Source organism: Pseudomonas sp. PDNC002, from assembly GCF_016919445.1.
GTDB lineage: Bacteria > Pseudomonadota > Gammaproteobacteria > Pseudomonadales > Pseudomonadaceae > Pseudomonas.
Window position 1 is genome coordinate 3,849,738 of record NZ_CP070356.1, and the last position, 14,884, is coordinate 3,864,621.

A 14,884-nucleotide genomic window follows, 5' to 3' on the forward strand; every position below is an offset into this window, starting at 1 on the left:
GATGATGACACGCAGGAACCTGCTCGGCACCGGCATCACGCTGGCCGCCGGGCTCGGCCTGGGGTTGGGGCGCGTCGCCCTGGCCTCGGGCAAGTGGTACATGCCTGACGAACACCGCAAGCAGGAGCGGGTGTTCGTCGCCTATGCGGCGAGCGCCGACGTCTGGGAAGACATCGCCCCGGACGTCAACGCCACCGTGGCGCGGCTGGCCCGCGCCATTGCCGAGTTCCAGCCGGTGACGGTGCTCTGCCGGCCGGAGCAGCAGGCGGAGGCCAAGCGTGCCTGCGGTGGGCAGAACGTCGACTTCCTGCCGGTGCCGGTGGATGACATCTGGGTACGTGACTACGGCGGTTGCTTCCTGGTCAACGATGCGCCGGGCGGCCTGGCGCTGGCCGACTTCAACTTCAATGGCTGGGGCGGCAAGCAGCACGCCGAGCGCGACCGTGAAGTGTCGGCGGCGCTGGCCGAGGACCTGGAGGCCAAGGCCATCGTCAGCGAGCTGTGCGGCGAGGGCGGCGGCATCGAGGTCGATGGCCACGGCACGGCGATCTTCACCGAGAGCTGCTGGGTCAACGACAACCGCAATCCTGGCTGGTCGCGTCCTCGCGTCGAGGCCGAACTCAAGCGCATGCTGGGGCTGCGCAAGGTGATCTGGCTGCCGGGCATCCGTGGCAAGGACATCACCGATGCGCACGTGGACTTCTACGCGCGCTTCGTCGAGCCGGGCGTGGTGGTGGTCAATCTGGACAATGATCCGCAGTCCTATGACCACGCTGTCACCCGTCGCCACCTGGAGATCCTCAAGACCGCCACGGATGCCGATGGCCGCCCGCTGAAGCTGCACACGCTGCCGCCGCCGATGAAGTCCAAGCCAAGCGCATTCAACCGCGACAATCCGGACTTCGCCGCCGGCTATATCAACTACCTGCCAGTGAACGGCGGGGTGATCGCGCCGAAGTTTGGCGATCCGGCGGCGGACGAGCATTGCCATGCGTTGCTCAGCGAGCTGTACCCGGACCGGGAGATCGTGCAGTTGAACATCGACCCGATTGCTGCCGGTGGCGGTGGCATCCACTGCGTGACGTTGCAGATGCCGGCGGTTTAGCGGTCAGGGCTGATTGGCTCGCTCCTACGAAATCGATGACATCGTGGACCCGGTGTGCAGCTCAGCCAGAAAGTAGGGCGCATAACGCCCCAGGCGTTATCCGCCTTTTCGGCGCATAACCCGTTCCGGGTTATGCGCCCTACAGAGTGGTGGAATCAGTGCTCGGCGAAAGCCGAGTTCAGCAAAGCTGGCAGGGCATTACCCGCCGCGCTGGCGAGAGCGAAGTCGCGTTCGCCGTGCAGCGGGCCCGGTGCGGGGTTGATGTGCAGGATGGTCGCCCCGGCGCGCCAGGCGACCTGCGGGACTTCGGCCGCCGGGTAGACCACGCCGGAGGTGCCCACGGAGATCAGCAGGTCGCAGTCTTCGGCGGCCTGGAAGGCGTGGCTGATGGCATTCACCGGCAGGCTCTCGCCGAACCACACCACCCCGGGGCGCAGCGGGCCGCCGCAATGGAGGCAGGTCGGCGGTTGCACGCGGCGGCCGGCTTCGGATTCGTCCGGTACGGGTAGCGGCGCATCCGGTTCGCGCTGGCATTTGAAGCAGCGCGGGCGCTCCAGCTGGCCGTGCAGGTGGGTGACGTCGTGGCTGCCGGCGCGCTCGTGGAGGTCGTCGACGTTTTGGGTGATCAGCGTAAGCCTGGGCACCTTGTTTGCCAGAGCGGCGATGGCCCGGTGTGCGGGATTGGGCTGTGCGCGATGCACGATGCTGCGCCGCCACTGGTACCAGCCCCAGACCAGCGCCGGGTCGGCACGGAAGGCTTCGGCAGTGGCGAGGGAGGCGGCGTCGAAGCGTTCCCAGAGGCCGGTAAGACGGTCGCGGAAAGTGGGGATTCCGCTCTCGGCGGATACTCCCGCACCGGTGAACACCACCAGGTGGCGGGCGTTGCGCAGGGCTTCCAGCAGTGTGGAGTCGAAGATCACGGGTTTGCTCCTTGCCGCGTCGGCGCCCGCTCCAGGCGGTTGCGGCCGGCCGCCTTGGCGCGGTACAGCGCGCGGTCGGCGGCTTCGATGAGGGCTTGCGGACTGCTGTCGCTGCCACCGGGCAGGGTGGCGATGCCGATGCTCGCGGTGATGCGCCCCACTGGGCTGCCGACATGGGCCAGGTTGGCCTGCAGCAGGCGCTGCATGAATTGCTCGGCGACGGCCAGCGCGCCGTCGCCGTCAGTATTGGGCAGGATCACCGCCAGCTCCTCGCCGCCGTAGCGCGCGGCAAGGTCGCCAGGGCGCCGCACGCTGTCGGCGAGGATGCGGCCGATGCGTCGCAGGCAGTCGTCGCCGGCGGGGTGGCCGTAGGTGTCGTTGAAGCGCTTGAAGTGGTCGATGTCGATCAGCAGCAGGCTCAGCGGCGCGCGCTCGCGCTGGGCGCGACGCAATTCGGCGACGAGGTGGTCGTCGAAGGCGCGGCGGTTTTCAAGCCCGGTGAGCGGGTCGCGGGAGGCGAGCACTTCCAGCTGGCGGTTGGCCTTGAGCAGGTCTTCACGGGCGTCGCGCAACAGTCGTTCGGTAGCGATGCGGCGCTGGATGGCGAGAATCAGCAGGCTGCCGATGACGACGATGACCATCAGCAGGCCGAAGGCGATGGCCACCGTGCGCAGGGCGTCGGCGCGCCAGGCGTCGAGGGCTTCGTCCTTGCCCAGGGCGACGGAGGTCACCAGCGGATAACGCTCGTTCTTGCGGAAGGCGTAGATGCGCTCGATGCCATCCAGCGAGGAGGCGAAGGTCGCGCTGCCGACGGTGGTGTTTTCCAGATACCGGGTGAAGATCGGCGAGCGCGAGAGTACGCGGCCCATGTCGCTCTCGCGGAAGGGATAGCGCACCAGCACCTGGCCGTTGCTGGTGGCTACGCCGATGGCACCGGTGGCACCGATGTCGATCTTGCCGAACAGCCGCAGGAAGTCCTGCACGCCGAGGGCGGCGACGATGACGCCGGCGAACTTGCCCTGGGCATCGTTGTAACGGCGGCTGACGGTTATGACCCAGGTGCCGGTGGAGCGGCTATGGATCGGCTCGCCGATGTAGGCGTCCAGCGAGGGATTGTCGCGATGGTGGATGAAGAAGGCGCGGTCGGCGCTGTTGGAACCCGGCGGGAAGCGCCCGGTGGAGGTCATCAACCAGTTGCCCTGGGCGTCGTAAATGCCGATGCCGTCCAGTTGGCCGAGCAGGTGTTGCTGGCGCTGCACCAGGTCGTTCAGCCGTTGCAGCTGGGGGGCGCCGGGCCCCTCGTGCTCCAGGCGTTCGGCCAGGCCCAGCAGGAGCATGGAGCTCTGGGTGACGATGCCTTCGACATAGGTGTCCAGCGCCTGGGTGAGGTTCAGGTTGTGCGTGGTGGCTTCGGCCAGCGTGCGCTCGCGGGCGGACCATAGCTCCCAGGCGGTGGCCGTGGCCAGGGTGAGGCCGATGATCGACAGCAGGAGGAAGGCAAGGCGGATGTCGCGTTTCACACTGGCCTCGTTGGGTCGGTCCCTGTGGCGGTTGCCACGCGCCGCGGACATCGCCCGGCAGCAGACCAGGAAGATGCCGGCCGCGCGCGCCGGGTTACGTGTCGTTCGTCAGACGCCTTGCAGCGCGCTGAGTTGCACACGGTTACGACCGTTCTGCTTGGCGAAGTACAGGTGCCGGTCGCAACGCGCCAGCAGCTCGCGCGGCTCGCTCAGGTCGTGCTCATTGGCCATCGCCGCCCCCAGGCTGATGGTCAGGTGGCGCAGGCTGTCGGGCCGGTAGAGATGCTCGATGCCCAGGTTGGCCACCTGCTCGCGCAGCCGTTCGGCGACGCAGCGCAAGTCCTCGGCGTTGGTCGCTTCCAGCAGGATGGCGAACTCTTCTCCGCCATAACGATAGACGTTCGCCCGCCCGCCACGCAGGGTGCTGACCAGGCATTCGGCAACCTGGCACAGGCAGCGGTCGCCGGCCTGGTGGCCATAGTGGTCGTTGTAGGGTTTGAAGTAGTCGATGTCGGCCATCAGCAGGGCGAACGGACGGCCATGGGCGCGCATGCCGTGCCAGCTCTCGTTGAGCTGCAGGTCCAGGGCACGACGATTGCCCACGCCCGTGAGGCCGTCGGTGGCGGCCAGTTCCTGCAGGCGCAGGTTGAGCGAGGCGAGTTCTGCGCGCTGGCGGCGCTCCTCGAGGTCGGCGAGGAATGCCTGGCGCACGCCCTTGATGTTGGTCCAACTGATGAACAGGCTGAACAGCGCGATGGGCAGGTAGACCAGGGTGAAGATCAGCAGCGGCTTGGTGGCGCCGTCGTGGATCAGCCAGACGTTGTAGAGAATGATCGCGGAGATGATCGCCGAGACCGTGACAATGCCCTTGAAGGAGTAGCGCACACCCAGGTTGCCCAGTAGCACGAAGACCACCGAGGCATAGAGGAAGAAGGGCACGTCGGGCGAGGCGCTGCGCTTGAGCAGCTCGAACCAGGCGATGGTGGAGATGATGTCGTGCACCGGCATCAGCAGGTCCATCACCAGCACGCTGCGGCTGAAGCGGAACACCAGGAAGATGTTGATCAGGCCGATCAGGCTCAGGCCGGAACGCAGGAGCAGCGATTCCCTGGCCATGTCGGGGATCAGCAGGGCATCGGCCAGGACATAGGAGTCGTAGGCCGCCATGGCGATGAAGTTGATCGCCAGCAGGAAACGCCGGTAGTGCTGGACCACGTACGCCTTGTAGGCATCCTGCAGGCGCGGCGGAATTCTCCCCTGGGACTGCCGGGGAGGAACAGCGGGAAACTCGGGTGCGGTCATCGAGAGTGGGAGCCTGTGTCTGCCATCCAGGGCGAATGCTGGCCAAGGGCTAGAGTAGGGTGCGGCACCATTGCCGTCCAGCGGGGCGATGCATGGGGTGTGGCAAATCTTCACTCGCCTGGGATTGGTCCTTCACCGATGGCTGTAAATGGATCTTTATAGGGTGCCAATGCGGCGGCATGATGACTGCACCACCTGATGTCGAGGCTTTACATGTACGTACCTGCGCATTTCGAGGAAACCCGGCCGGATGAGTTGCACCGGCTGATCCGCGAGTATCCCCTGGGCATCCTGGTCACCGGCCACGACGGCCTGCTGGACGCCAATCACCTGCCGTTCGAACTGGAACTGGCCGGCGAGAAGCCGCTGCTGCGCGCCCACGTCGCCCGCAACAATCCGGTGTGGCAGGACGCGGACGGCGAGGAGGTGCTGGTCATCTTCCGTGGCGAGCACGCCTATGTGTCGCCCAACTGGTACCCGAGCAAGCACGAGGCGCACCGCCAGGTGCCGACCTGGAACTACCAGGTGGTCCACGTGCGCGGCTGTCTGAAGGTGATGGACGAGGAGCGCTTCGTGCGCGGCGTGGTCGGCCGCCTGACCCGCACGCACGAGGCCGGCGAGGAACGCCCCTGGAAGATGAGCGACTCCACCCCGGAATTCATCAGCGGCATGCTGGCGAACATCGTCGGCATCGAGGTGGAGATCAGCGAGATCGTCGGCAAGTCCAAGCTCAGCCAGAACAAGGAAGACCGGGATCGGCTGGGCGCCGCCGAGCGGCTGGAGCAACTCGGCAGCTCGGAGCTTTCCGCGGCGATGCGGTCGGCAAAGGAATAGGGGCAACTGTCTTCTTCAGGGAAGTCCGTAGCGATACATCTCCCTCACCCCAGCCCTCTCCCAGAGGGAGAGGGGGCAGTCCGAGCCGACTGACGCGATGGTTTCATCCTGCACCTGACGGTTTCCTCTCCCTGAGAGAGGGTGAGGGCGGCCCAAGCAGAGAGGCATCTCGTAGGAGCGGACTCCGTCCGCGATTGCTTCCAGGCAGCTTCCTAGCTGGATCGCGCAGAGACTCCGCTCCCAAGGGGCGCATTGGCACCTGTTTGTCGCATCGGCGCTGCCGGGAGCCAATCGCGGATGACGTCCGCTCCTACGCTCCCGGATGATTCGTGCGGCGGTTGCAGGAGCGGGCCACGCCTGCGATCAGAAGCCGCCCAGCAGATCGTGCGAATCCAGCAGGCGCCAGGCGATTTCCGGATTCTTATCCAGGCCCCGGCGAATCGCGGCGGGGATGGCCTGGCGGGTTTTGCGGCAGAGGCCGGGCTGCTCGTCGAAGGCGAACTCGATGCCGCGCATGGTGCGCACTTCGTTGAAGCCCGGGGCGATGTGCAGGCGGATGCCGAGCTGGTCAAAGAGCTTCTGTTGCAGATGCTCGAGGTCGGCCAGGTCCTTGAGATTTTCCAGGCGCTCCAGCAGGCGCTGCTCTTCGTGCCGGGTCAGCAGCAGGATGCGCAGGTCGGCGTTGGGGTCGGCCAGCAGCCGCTCCCGGTCGCAGTCGCAGGCACCGGGTGGGCATTGCTGGCGGAGTGGGGGAGTGGTGGGCATGCTCCCGATCATAGCGGGGGATCGGGGAATTGCGCAGGGGCAGATCTGTTTGTGGCCTGCGGCCCCCTCACCCTAGCCCTCTCCCGGAGGGAGAGGGGACCGTTTCGGTGCGGGCTTTCATTTGGGTGTCAGCCGGCTGACTACCTGTAATTACCCATCGCTCGGACCGCCCCCTCTCCCTTGGGGAGAGGGTTGGGGTGAGGGGTTTTCAGCGCAGTGCCAAAGCCAATGCGGATGGCCTCAATGCGCCGGCTTGCGAATGGTCTTGAGCAGGTCTTCCGGGCTGATCTGCCCGACGATGGTGTTCACGCCCTCGCTGCCCGGCTGCGGCAGGCCGAGGATGTGGCCCTTGATCTTGCCGATCACGTGCATCTCGCACGGCTTGCAATCGAACTTCAGGGTCAGCACTTCGTCGCCGTGGATCAGCTGCATCGGTTGCACCTTGGTGCGCACGCCGGTGACGCCCTTGGCCTGTTTCGGGCACAGGTTGAAGGAGAAGCGCAGGCAGTGCTTGGTGATCATAACCGGCACTTCGCCCGTTTCCTCGTGGGCTTCGTAGGCGGCATCGATCAGTTGCACGCCGTGGCGGTGGTAAAACGCGCGGGCCTTCTCGTTGTAGACGTTGAACAGGAACGACAGGTGCGCTTCCGGGTACACCGGCGGCGGGTTGGTCTCGGCCTTGCGGCCACCACGCGGGTGGGCCTGGATGCGGGCTGCGGTCAACGCCTCGATGGCCTCACGGCGCAGCGTCTTGAGCTGGGAGTTGGGGATGAAGAACGCCTGCGGGGCGTCCAGCTCGATGGCGTCGGCGTGGTACTGGGTGGTGCCCAGCTGGCCGAGCAGGTCGTGCAACTGGTCCAGCGCCTGTTCCGGTTTGTTGGCGACGCCGAACGGACCGTCCAGGGCGACGCTGGCGCTGACGCCTTCCTCGCTGGTGGCGGTCAGTTCCAGGCGCTCTTCACGCAGCTTGGCAACCCACGACAGGCCGACACGGCGCTCGGCGGACGTCTTCTGCAGCGCCTGCTGCCAGTTGTGGTCGAGGTTGCGCGACAGCGGATGGTTCGGACGCAGGCGGTAGAGGCCCTCGGGCATCTCGTTCGGCTCGACGCGGTAGCGATAGCGCTTCTCGCCGTCTTCTTCGAACTCGCCCTTCGGCTCGGCAATGTTGGCGCGGAAGCCGACCACTTCGCGCTTGACCAGCACGTTGAGGCCGTCGCCGTTGGACAGCGGGTCCTTGGTCACCACCAGCATGTCGCGCTTGCCGACCTTTTCCACGGTGCCCACCGGCAGGCCGGTGAAGGTCGGCGAGTCGAAGGCGCCGATGTCGATCTTGCGATCGCTGACGAAGTAATCGGTGCTGCCGCGGTGGAAGGTCTTGTCCGGGTCCGGCACGAAGAAGTGGTCGGTGCGGCCGCTGGAGGCGCGGGCCAGGTCCGGGCGCTCGGCGAGGATGCCGTCCAGGCGCTGGCGGTAATAGGCGGTGATGTTCTTCACGTAGCCCATGTCCTTGTAGCGCCCTTCGATCTTGAAGGAGCGCACGCCGGCATCCACCAGGGCGCTGAGGTTGGCGCTCTGGTTGTTGTCCTTCATCGACAGCAGGTGCTTCTCGAAGGCCACCACGCGGCCCTGGTCATCCTTCAGGGTGTAGGGCAGGCGGCAGGCCTGGGAGCAGTCGCCGCGGTTGGCGCTGCGGCCGGTCTGGGCGTGGGAGATGTTGCACTGGCCGGAGAAGGCCACGCAGAGCGCGCCGTGGATGAAGAACTCGATGGCGGCATCGGTCTCGTCGGCGATGGCGCGGATTTCCTGCAGGTTCAGCTCGCGGGCCAGCACCAGTTGGGAGAAGCCGGCCTGGTCGAGGAACTTCGCCCGGCCCAGGGTGCGGATGTCGGTCTGGGTGCTGGCGTGCAGCTCGATCGGCGGAATGTCCAGCTCCATGATGCCCAGGTCCTGCACGATCAGCGCGTCGACACCGGCGTCGTAGAGCTGGTGGATCAGCGCGCGCGCCGGCTCCAGCTCGTTGTCGTGGAGGATGGTGTTGATCGTGGTGAACACCCGCGCGTGGTAGCGATGGGCGAACTCCACCAGCTGGGCGATATCGCTCACCTCGTTGCAGGCATTGTGCCGCGCGCCGAAGCTCGGGCCGCCGATGTAGACGGCGTCGGCGCCATGCAGGATGGCCTCGCGGGCGATGGACACATCGCGGGCAGGGCTGAGCAGTTCCAGATGGTGTTTGGGCAAGGACATGGTTTCTTCTTTATGAGGCGTGGCACGGGCAATCGCGCATTGTACCGGCCAAACGCCGCGCCGGCATCCGCGGCGTGCCGGGCGGCATGCCCGGCGGTGCGCAGGCTGCCGGCACGGGCGGCCGGATGGGGGGGAGGCTAGGAGCATGGGTGCAGGCTCCGGTCTTGTCAGCACACTTCGCCGGGCTACATTGAAAGGGCGCAGCCGGCTGCGCCCAACCCAAGGAGCCTACCCCGTGAGATGTACACATATCCTGTCGCTCACTTTCGTCGGGCCGGATGATGACCCGGAAATGAATGCCAGCCATGAGGCCATGGCGACCAAGGGCAGCAAGCACGGGGCCCGTCTGGTGAACACCAAGGTGGTGGTGCCGGACAACCCGACGGCCACCACGCTGTTTCAGGCGGCAAACGTCAATATCGCCTTCTTCAACGGTGCACAGTCGATCGGGTTGTATCTGGCCGCGCATTATGTGGCCTCGGATAACAGTACCTTTCCTTCGATGCAGCTCCTTGCGGAACTCACCGCCAAATTTCTCGAGGCCGGATTGCGATTCCGCAAGATAAATCTCAATGCCTGTTTTTCGGCAGGCAAGATAGGGCATCAGATCGAATTGGGTATCAAGTATGAGCCCAATATGATTCTGGACTTCTGCAACCACCTGGTTGGCACGCTGAATAACGGCGGCTTTTTCGGCAATCAGCAGCCGATGTCATTGACGGTTCTGAACAATTGCATGGTGGCCGGCTACCGCTCGCAGGTTGTCCTGTATAAACCGGGACATGCGTTCTTCACCAGGCGTAATACGGACCCTTATGAGTGGTCCAAGAAACTGGATAACCGCATCGGGAACGTGTTCCGTGACAGTGGCGGGTACAGTCGGGCGCATCCGCAATCTGTCGGGGCGCATAACAACAGGCTGGGGCAATTCGATCATAAGACCCATTCCAAGTACGAGAACCTTATCAAGGCGAAGGATTATTCGGAGGTCGACCTCGCTCCACCCTGGTTCGATGATGCTGAATATCCAGCCATCACCATCAACGAAGCAGTGCTGGGTACGCCGTTGCTCAAGGAGATAAAGGCGGGAAAGTTCTTCCGGGATCAACAGGGGCTTGCTGTTTATTTTCAGGCCGTGCTGCAGTACATCATGAAGAAGAAGATTGTCAGGTTTGATAATGCCGGGCAGATTTCCCAGATATCGATTGCCGACTATTCGGATAACCCGAATATTCAGGAAATGGTCACCGCAGTGACGATATTCAATCGGGATATGGATCAGTTGGGCGTTCGGATCATCCTTTGAACCGGCCCTGCTGAAATCGTCCCGGCGCGGTTTCGCATTCCAGGCTCGCGGCGGGGCTTGAGCCCGGGCAGGGGGCGACGGCCGGCCGCCGCCCCCTGCGTGCTCAGTACTCGAACCGATAACCCACGTTGGCGTGGTTCTGGTCGAAGTTGTCGCCGTCGCGGTAGCCCACTTCCATGAACAGGCTGTGCCCGCCTTCCAGCCGCGTGGAGATGCCCACGGCCGCTTCACGCCAGCCGCCGCTGAAGTCCGAGCTCTGCTTGGGCGTGCCGTTGACCCGGTAGCCGATGTCGTCGGCCATCAGTTCACGCACATAGCCGCCCTTCAGGTACACCTCGGACTTGTGCTTGGCGTTGCTCAGCTCATAGCCGACGATGCCGCCCGCGCGGGCCAGCAGCGAGTCGTAGTCGTCGTAGTGGATCTTCAGGCCGTTGCTGGCCCGCGAGGAGAAGCCGCCCTGGTCGGTGTAGACCAGTTGCGCCTGGGGTTCGACGAACCATTGGCTGTCCTTTTCGCGGTGCAGGCTGAAGCGCTTGCCGGCTTCCAGCGAGGCCGAGTAGCCGGTGCTGTGGCCGGAGCTTTTCACGCGGTTGCCCTGGGTGTCGCTGACGCTGAAGTTGTTCTTCAGGCGCGCGGCCTTGAGGACGGCGTCGATGTAGAAGCCGTTCTCGTGCAGCCAGGTGCCGTAGATGCCGACATGGGTGTTGCGCGCGCCGCCGCTGCCCTCGTCGAAGCTCTGGTCGGCCTCGGTGTGGCCGAGCATGGCACCGACGAACAGGTCGCCGCTGGACACCGGCACACGGCGGTCCACGCCGAGCTGGATGCCCTGGTAGCTCAGGCGATAGCCGTCGAAGTTGCCGCCGGCGAAGGAGTGCAGGCGGCCGCCGTTGGTGCGCAGCCAGACGTTGCCGTCGGTGTCGCGCTCGGTATAGCGCAGCTCGCCCATGCGTTGCAGCAGGGTCTGCATGTCGAGGTAGGACAGCAGGTAGTTGGTGTGCACCTGAGCGTGGAAGGCACGGGTGGTGGAGGTGCCGGGACCTGGGCCGGGTGCCGGCGGTGCCGGTTCGACGGGGTTACCTGGCTCGATCGGGCCGGGCGGCGTTGGATCCTCGGGGTCCGGGCCAGGCGGCGTCGGGTCGACGGGATCGGTCGGGCCCGGATCCACCGGCGGTGCGGTGTAGCCATACAGCTCCCAGTTGTCGCCCTCGTTCTTGCGCAGGGCGTAGGTGTTGCCGCCCAGTTCCACCAGCGCGCCTTCGTAGAGGCCGAATTGGCCGCTGCCGCCGTTGGTTTCGATGATCTCGATGCGCTCGTTACCCAGGGTGCTCTGCGAGCCGTCGTTGGCCACCAGCACCGAGTGGCTGCCGGTGCTGCCGCCCGCATCGCTGATGGTCAACTTGTCGGTCAATTGGTTGACGATGTCGGTGTAGAAGTGGAACGCCCCGGCGCCGCTCAGCGAGCCCAGTTGCAGGCTGCCGTAGTGCTCGGGCTGGTTGGCGGCAAAGCCGTTCTGCCAGGACTCGCGGCTGTTGAGGAACACCTGCGAGCCGTCCTGCAGGTCCAGCGCCGTGAGGTTCGACGTGGTGTAGTGGTTGGCGTCGCTGCTGTTCTTGTCCAGCAGAAACCAGCGCGAACCTTTCAGGTTGAGGGTGGCACTGCTGACGCTGCCATCGCTGGCAACGGTGCTGTCAGTCACCGCACGGCCCACCAGTTCGCTGTTCTCGGCATTGAGCGTGAAGCTGCTGGCGAACGCCCCATCGGCGCTGTTCTGGCTGGTGTTGACGTTGAGCAGGCTGCGCCCGTCCTGGGCGGTGGCGCTGCTGTTGGCGAGGTTCAGGGTGGCGTCCTGCACCGCATCGGCGACGTTCATGATGCCGCTGTTCTGTCCGTCGCTGGTGCGTCCGGCCAGGCCGCCGACTTCGATCAGCCCGGCCGTGCCGGTGGCGCCGTCGAGGTGCGCCATGTCGGTGTCGGTCAGGTCGATCACCTGTCCACCTTCGAGGCGGTCACCGTTGCTGGCGAGGCTGTAGCCGTTGGCGAAGGAGTAGCGGATCGCGCTGGCGGCGGAGGTGATGCTGTTGCGCACGCCGGCCACCAGCGGTGTCAGCGTGATCTTCGCGCCGTCGCCCATCACCCGCAGGCCGGCGGAGTCCTTGCCTTCGGTGGTGATGTCGGCCTTGCCGTACACCGTCACTTCGGAATTGCCGTATTGCGAGCCGGCGTGGCCGGTGCTGTTGGCGGGGGCGCTGGCGCTGCCGCCGCCCAGCGAGCCTGCGGCCAGGCCGTGGGATTGCCCAGTGCCGGTGGTGTGGATCACCGTCTCGAAGTTCTGGTGTTTCTCGCTGTTGATCTCCACCACCGAGTTGCCCGTGGCCCAGGCGCCCATCTCGTTGGTGCCGGCGGTCTTGATCCGCAGGTGGCCGCTGTCATAGCCGGTGGCGGTGACGCTTGAGTGGTTCAGCGCGAACAGAGCGTTGGCGCCGTAGCGACTGTTGCTGCCCTGATTGAAGTCGCCGCCCATGAAGGTGATCGACGAGTTCTTCGTGGCGTAGAGACCCACGCCGTTGCTGAATCCGGTGCCGTTCATGTCCACCAGATCGAGGGTCACGGTGCCGCCATTGTTGGCTTCCACCGAACGCTGGCTGGACTTGTTGGTGACCGTCAGGACGTAGGGTGAGCTGCTGTCCGAGGTCATGTCGATGGTCCCGCCATTGGCGGCGAACAACCCTTTGCCGGCGGCGATGGTCAGGTTGGCATTGCCGTTGAGCTCTGCACTGGAGGTCGTGCCATCGACGTACATCGCGCTCTTGGGGCTGCTGTAGCTGGTGTTGGTGCTGGAGGCGGTGAGGTTGCCGTTGAGCACGAAGCGCCCGCCGCCGGTGACGGCGATGCCGTTGTAGACATATTTGCCGGCAGAGTTGGTGTTGCTGCCGTATTGGTACTCAAGGTCACTGTTGACGGTGACCAGGCTGCCAGCGCCCTTGATGTCGACGGTATTGCCGGCGTCGGTTCTGACGGTCTGCCCGGTGAGCACCAGGGGCGAGCCGCTCGGCCCGGTCATGGTGATGATGGCGCCGTTGCTGACGTTGAACGTCTTGATGGTGCCAACCTGGGTGAAGTCTTCGTAAAGGCCGCTCTGGTTGGCGGTGTAGCTCTGGTTGTTTTCGGTGACGCTGTTGGCCGCCATCGCGGTGGCCATGGCCAGTGGACTGACCAGGAAGAGCATCAATGGGGTGTTCTTCATCACGGTCTCCTACCGCCTCTCGGCGGGATGGGTGAAGAGAACCCGGTTGCGCAGTTTCCGTGTGCCGCGTCAGGCAATGCCCGACGTGAAGGGGTGGGATGGTGGGTTTCAGTGGTGGTGTCCTGGCACTGTGAGTCACTCACGGGAGTTGATAGCGATGGCGATTGTTGACTACCTCGCCCGGAAATACCGTTGAGCTGTGTCAGAAGGTTTTCGAATCCGCCATGGGTATTGAGAAACGTCATGGCCAGGCGGATTTGCGCCTGACCTGAATCAATACGGACCCGCCCTGGAGCTGCGCAATGCGGCTCCCTTGCAACGCTGCAGAGGGCAGGGCGGTGCCCTTGCAGAACTGCAAAGTGACCCTGCAAACCTGTCTATTCCGAGCTTCCCAGGCTTGGCAGAAGATGCGCTCGTCGTTTCGGAAAACCTCCCCCACACCCTCAAGGAACCGAACCATGAACGCCAAGAAATCCCTGCTCGCCGCCTCCCTCGCCCTGGCCGTCGGCAACGTCTTCGCCGCCGGCAACCCGACCGTCGAGCACAACACCCAGGCCTTCCTCGAAGCCCTGGAGGCGGGTGGCGGCAAGCCGCTGGAAACCCTCTCGCCGAAGGACGCCCGTGCAGTTCTGACTGGCGCCCAGGCCTCGGTGAAAGTCGATCTCTCCGGTACTCAGGTCAGCGAGAAGACCGTGCAGACCGCAGTCGGCCCGGTGAAGCTGACCATCGTCCGCCCGGCCGGCGTGAAGGGCACGCTGCCTGCGTTCATGTACTTCCACGGCGGCGGCTGGGTGCTGGGTGACTATCCGACCCACGCCCGCCTGATCCGCGACCTGGTGGTGAACTCCGGCGCGGTGGCGGTCTACGTCGACTACACCCCGTCCCCCGAGGCGCATTACCCGGTAGCGATCAACCAGGCCTACGCCGCCACCCAGTGGGTTGCCGAGCACGGCAAGGACATCGATGTCGACGGCAAGCGTCTGGCGGTGGCCGGCAACAGCGTCGGCGGCAACATGGCGGCGGTGGTCGCCCTGATGGCGAAGGACAAGGGCACACCCAAGCTGCGCTTCCAGGCCCTGCTGTGGCCGGTGACCGACGCCAGCTTCGAGACCGGTTCGTACAACCAGTTCGCCCAGGGGCACTTCCTCACCAAGCCGATGATGCAGTGGTTCTGGGACAGCTACACCACCGACCCGAAACAGCGCGCCGAGGTCTACGCTTCTCCCTTGCGCGCCACCCTCCCACAGCTCAAGGGCTTGCCGCCGGCGCTGATCCAGACGGCCGAATCCGATGTGCTGCGTGACGAAGGCGAAGCCTATGCGCGCAGGCTCGATGCCGCTGGCGTGGCTGTCACCTCCGTGCGCTACAACGGAATGATCCACGACTACGGCCTGCTCAACGTGGTCAGCCAAGTACCGGCGGTACAGGCCGCCCTGCGCCAGGCCGGTGAAGAACTCAAGGTTCACCTGAAGTAAGGCCGCCTGGCATTTCCGCAATGCCCCTGCGGTGTCGCGCAGCCCTGTCGTGGCGCGGCGTGGAGGGGCCGTTGCAGAACTGCAAAGTGGCCCTGCAAAGCTGTCTGTTCCGCGCCTTCGGGTGATCGGCAAAGATGGCTCCACGGTTCGGTACCCACCCATGCGGACC

Annotated in this window: 10 protein-coding genes; 4 read left to right on the top strand and 6 right to left on the bottom strand. The window is 65.1% G+C overall.

What is annotated here, in order from left to right; translation table 11 throughout:
- Position 1 precedes the first annotated feature (1 nt).
- Positions 2-1,105: an agmatine deiminase family protein gene (locus JVX91_RS17660; protein WP_205335490.1), complete on the top strand. Its 1,104-nt coding sequence runs from the start codon at positions 2-4 to the stop codon at positions 1,103-1,105.
- A 155-nt stretch (positions 1,106-1,260) separates the two neighbouring features.
- On the opposite strand, the gene JVX91_RS17665 is transcribed toward JVX91_RS17660, so the two are convergent.
- From JVX91_RS17665 to JVX91_RS17675, 3 genes are all read right to left on the bottom strand, one after another.
- Positions 1,261-2,022, bottom strand: a complete 762-nt coding sequence (locus tag JVX91_RS17665) for an NAD-dependent deacylase (RefSeq protein WP_205340036.1) — start codon at positions 2,020-2,022, stop codon at positions 1,261-1,263.
- On the bottom strand, positions 2,022-3,545 hold the full coding sequence (locus JVX91_RS17670; RefSeq protein ID WP_205335491.1) for a sensor domain-containing diguanylate cyclase: 1,524 nt from the start codon (positions 3,543-3,545) through the stop codon (positions 2,022-2,024). Before JVX91_RS17670 ends, JVX91_RS17665 begins: the two co-directional genes overlap by 1 nt.
- Positions 3,546-3,653: 108 nt before the next feature.
- Positions 3,654-4,847, bottom strand: a complete 1,194-nt coding sequence (locus tag JVX91_RS17675) for a GGDEF domain-containing protein (RefSeq protein WP_205335492.1) — start codon at positions 4,845-4,847, stop codon at positions 3,654-3,656.
- Between the two features lie 213 nt (positions 4,848-5,060).
- Here JVX91_RS17675 and JVX91_RS17680 point away from each other — a divergent pair, with 213 nt between their 5' ends.
- Positions 5,061-5,681: an FMN-binding negative transcriptional regulator gene (locus JVX91_RS17680; RefSeq protein ID WP_205335493.1), complete on the top strand. Its 621-nt coding sequence runs from the start codon at positions 5,061-5,063 to the stop codon at positions 5,679-5,681.
- 363 nt (positions 5,682-6,044) lie between these two features.
- On the opposite strand, the gene JVX91_RS17685 is transcribed toward JVX91_RS17680, so the two are convergent.
- Positions 6,045-6,446: a hypothetical protein gene (locus tag JVX91_RS17685; protein ID WP_205335494.1), complete on the bottom strand. Its 402-nt coding sequence runs from the start codon at positions 6,444-6,446 to the stop codon at positions 6,045-6,047.
- A 240-nt stretch (positions 6,447-6,686) separates the two neighbouring features.
- Positions 6,687-8,690: a U32 family peptidase gene (locus tag JVX91_RS17690; protein ID WP_205335495.1), complete on the bottom strand. Its 2,004-nt coding sequence runs from the start codon at positions 8,688-8,690 to the stop codon at positions 6,687-6,689.
- 235 nt (positions 8,691-8,925) lie between these two features.
- Between JVX91_RS17690 and JVX91_RS17695 the strand changes: the two genes are divergently transcribed.
- On the top strand, positions 8,926-9,996 hold the full coding sequence (locus tag JVX91_RS17695; RefSeq protein ID WP_205335496.1) for a hypothetical protein: 1,071 nt from the start codon (positions 8,926-8,928) through the stop codon (positions 9,994-9,996).
- A 103-nt stretch (positions 9,997-10,099) separates the two neighbouring features.
- Here JVX91_RS17695 and JVX91_RS17700 read toward each other — a convergent pair whose 3' ends face one another.
- The gene (locus tag JVX91_RS17700) at positions 10,100-13,240 is read right to left on the bottom strand and encodes an autotransporter outer membrane beta-barrel domain-containing protein (RefSeq protein ID WP_205335497.1); all 3,141 of its coding nucleotides are present in this window, start codon (positions 13,238-13,240) and stop codon (positions 10,100-10,102) included.
- Positions 13,241-13,698: 458 nt separating this feature from the next.
- Here JVX91_RS17700 and JVX91_RS17705 point away from each other — a divergent pair, with 458 nt between their 5' ends.
- On the top strand, positions 13,699-14,715 hold the full coding sequence (locus JVX91_RS17705; RefSeq protein ID WP_205335498.1) for an alpha/beta hydrolase: 1,017 nt from the start codon (positions 13,699-13,701) through the stop codon (positions 14,713-14,715).
- The last annotated feature ends 169 nt before the right edge of the window (positions 14,716-14,884 follow it).

Excerpts from the sequence above, each read along its gene's own strand:
- JVX91_RS17680 (WP_205335493.1), top strand. The coding sequence starts at position 5,061 with ATGTACGTACCTGCGCATTTCGAGGAAACCCGGCCGGATGAGTTGCAC.
- JVX91_RS17700 (WP_205335497.1), bottom strand. The coding sequence starts at position 13,240 with ATGAAGAACACCCCATTGATGCTCTTCCTGGTCAGTCCACTGGCCATG.
- JVX91_RS17685 (WP_205335494.1), bottom strand. The coding sequence starts at position 6,446 with ATGCCCACCACTCCCCCACTCCGCCAGCAATGCCCACCCGGTGCCTGC.
- JVX91_RS17660 (WP_205335490.1), top strand. The coding sequence starts at position 2 with ATGATGACACGCAGGAACCTGCTCGGCACCGGCATCACGCTGGCCGCC.
- JVX91_RS17690 (WP_205335495.1), bottom strand. The coding sequence starts at position 8,690 with ATGTCCTTGCCCAAACACCATCTGGAACTGCTCAGCCCTGCCCGCGAT.
- JVX91_RS17675 (WP_205335492.1), bottom strand. The coding sequence starts at position 4,847 with ATGACCGCACCCGAGTTTCCCGCTGTTCCTCCCCGGCAGTCCCAGGGG.
- JVX91_RS17705 (WP_205335498.1), top strand. The coding sequence starts at position 13,699 with ATGAACGCCAAGAAATCCCTGCTCGCCGCCTCCCTCGCCCTGGCCGTC.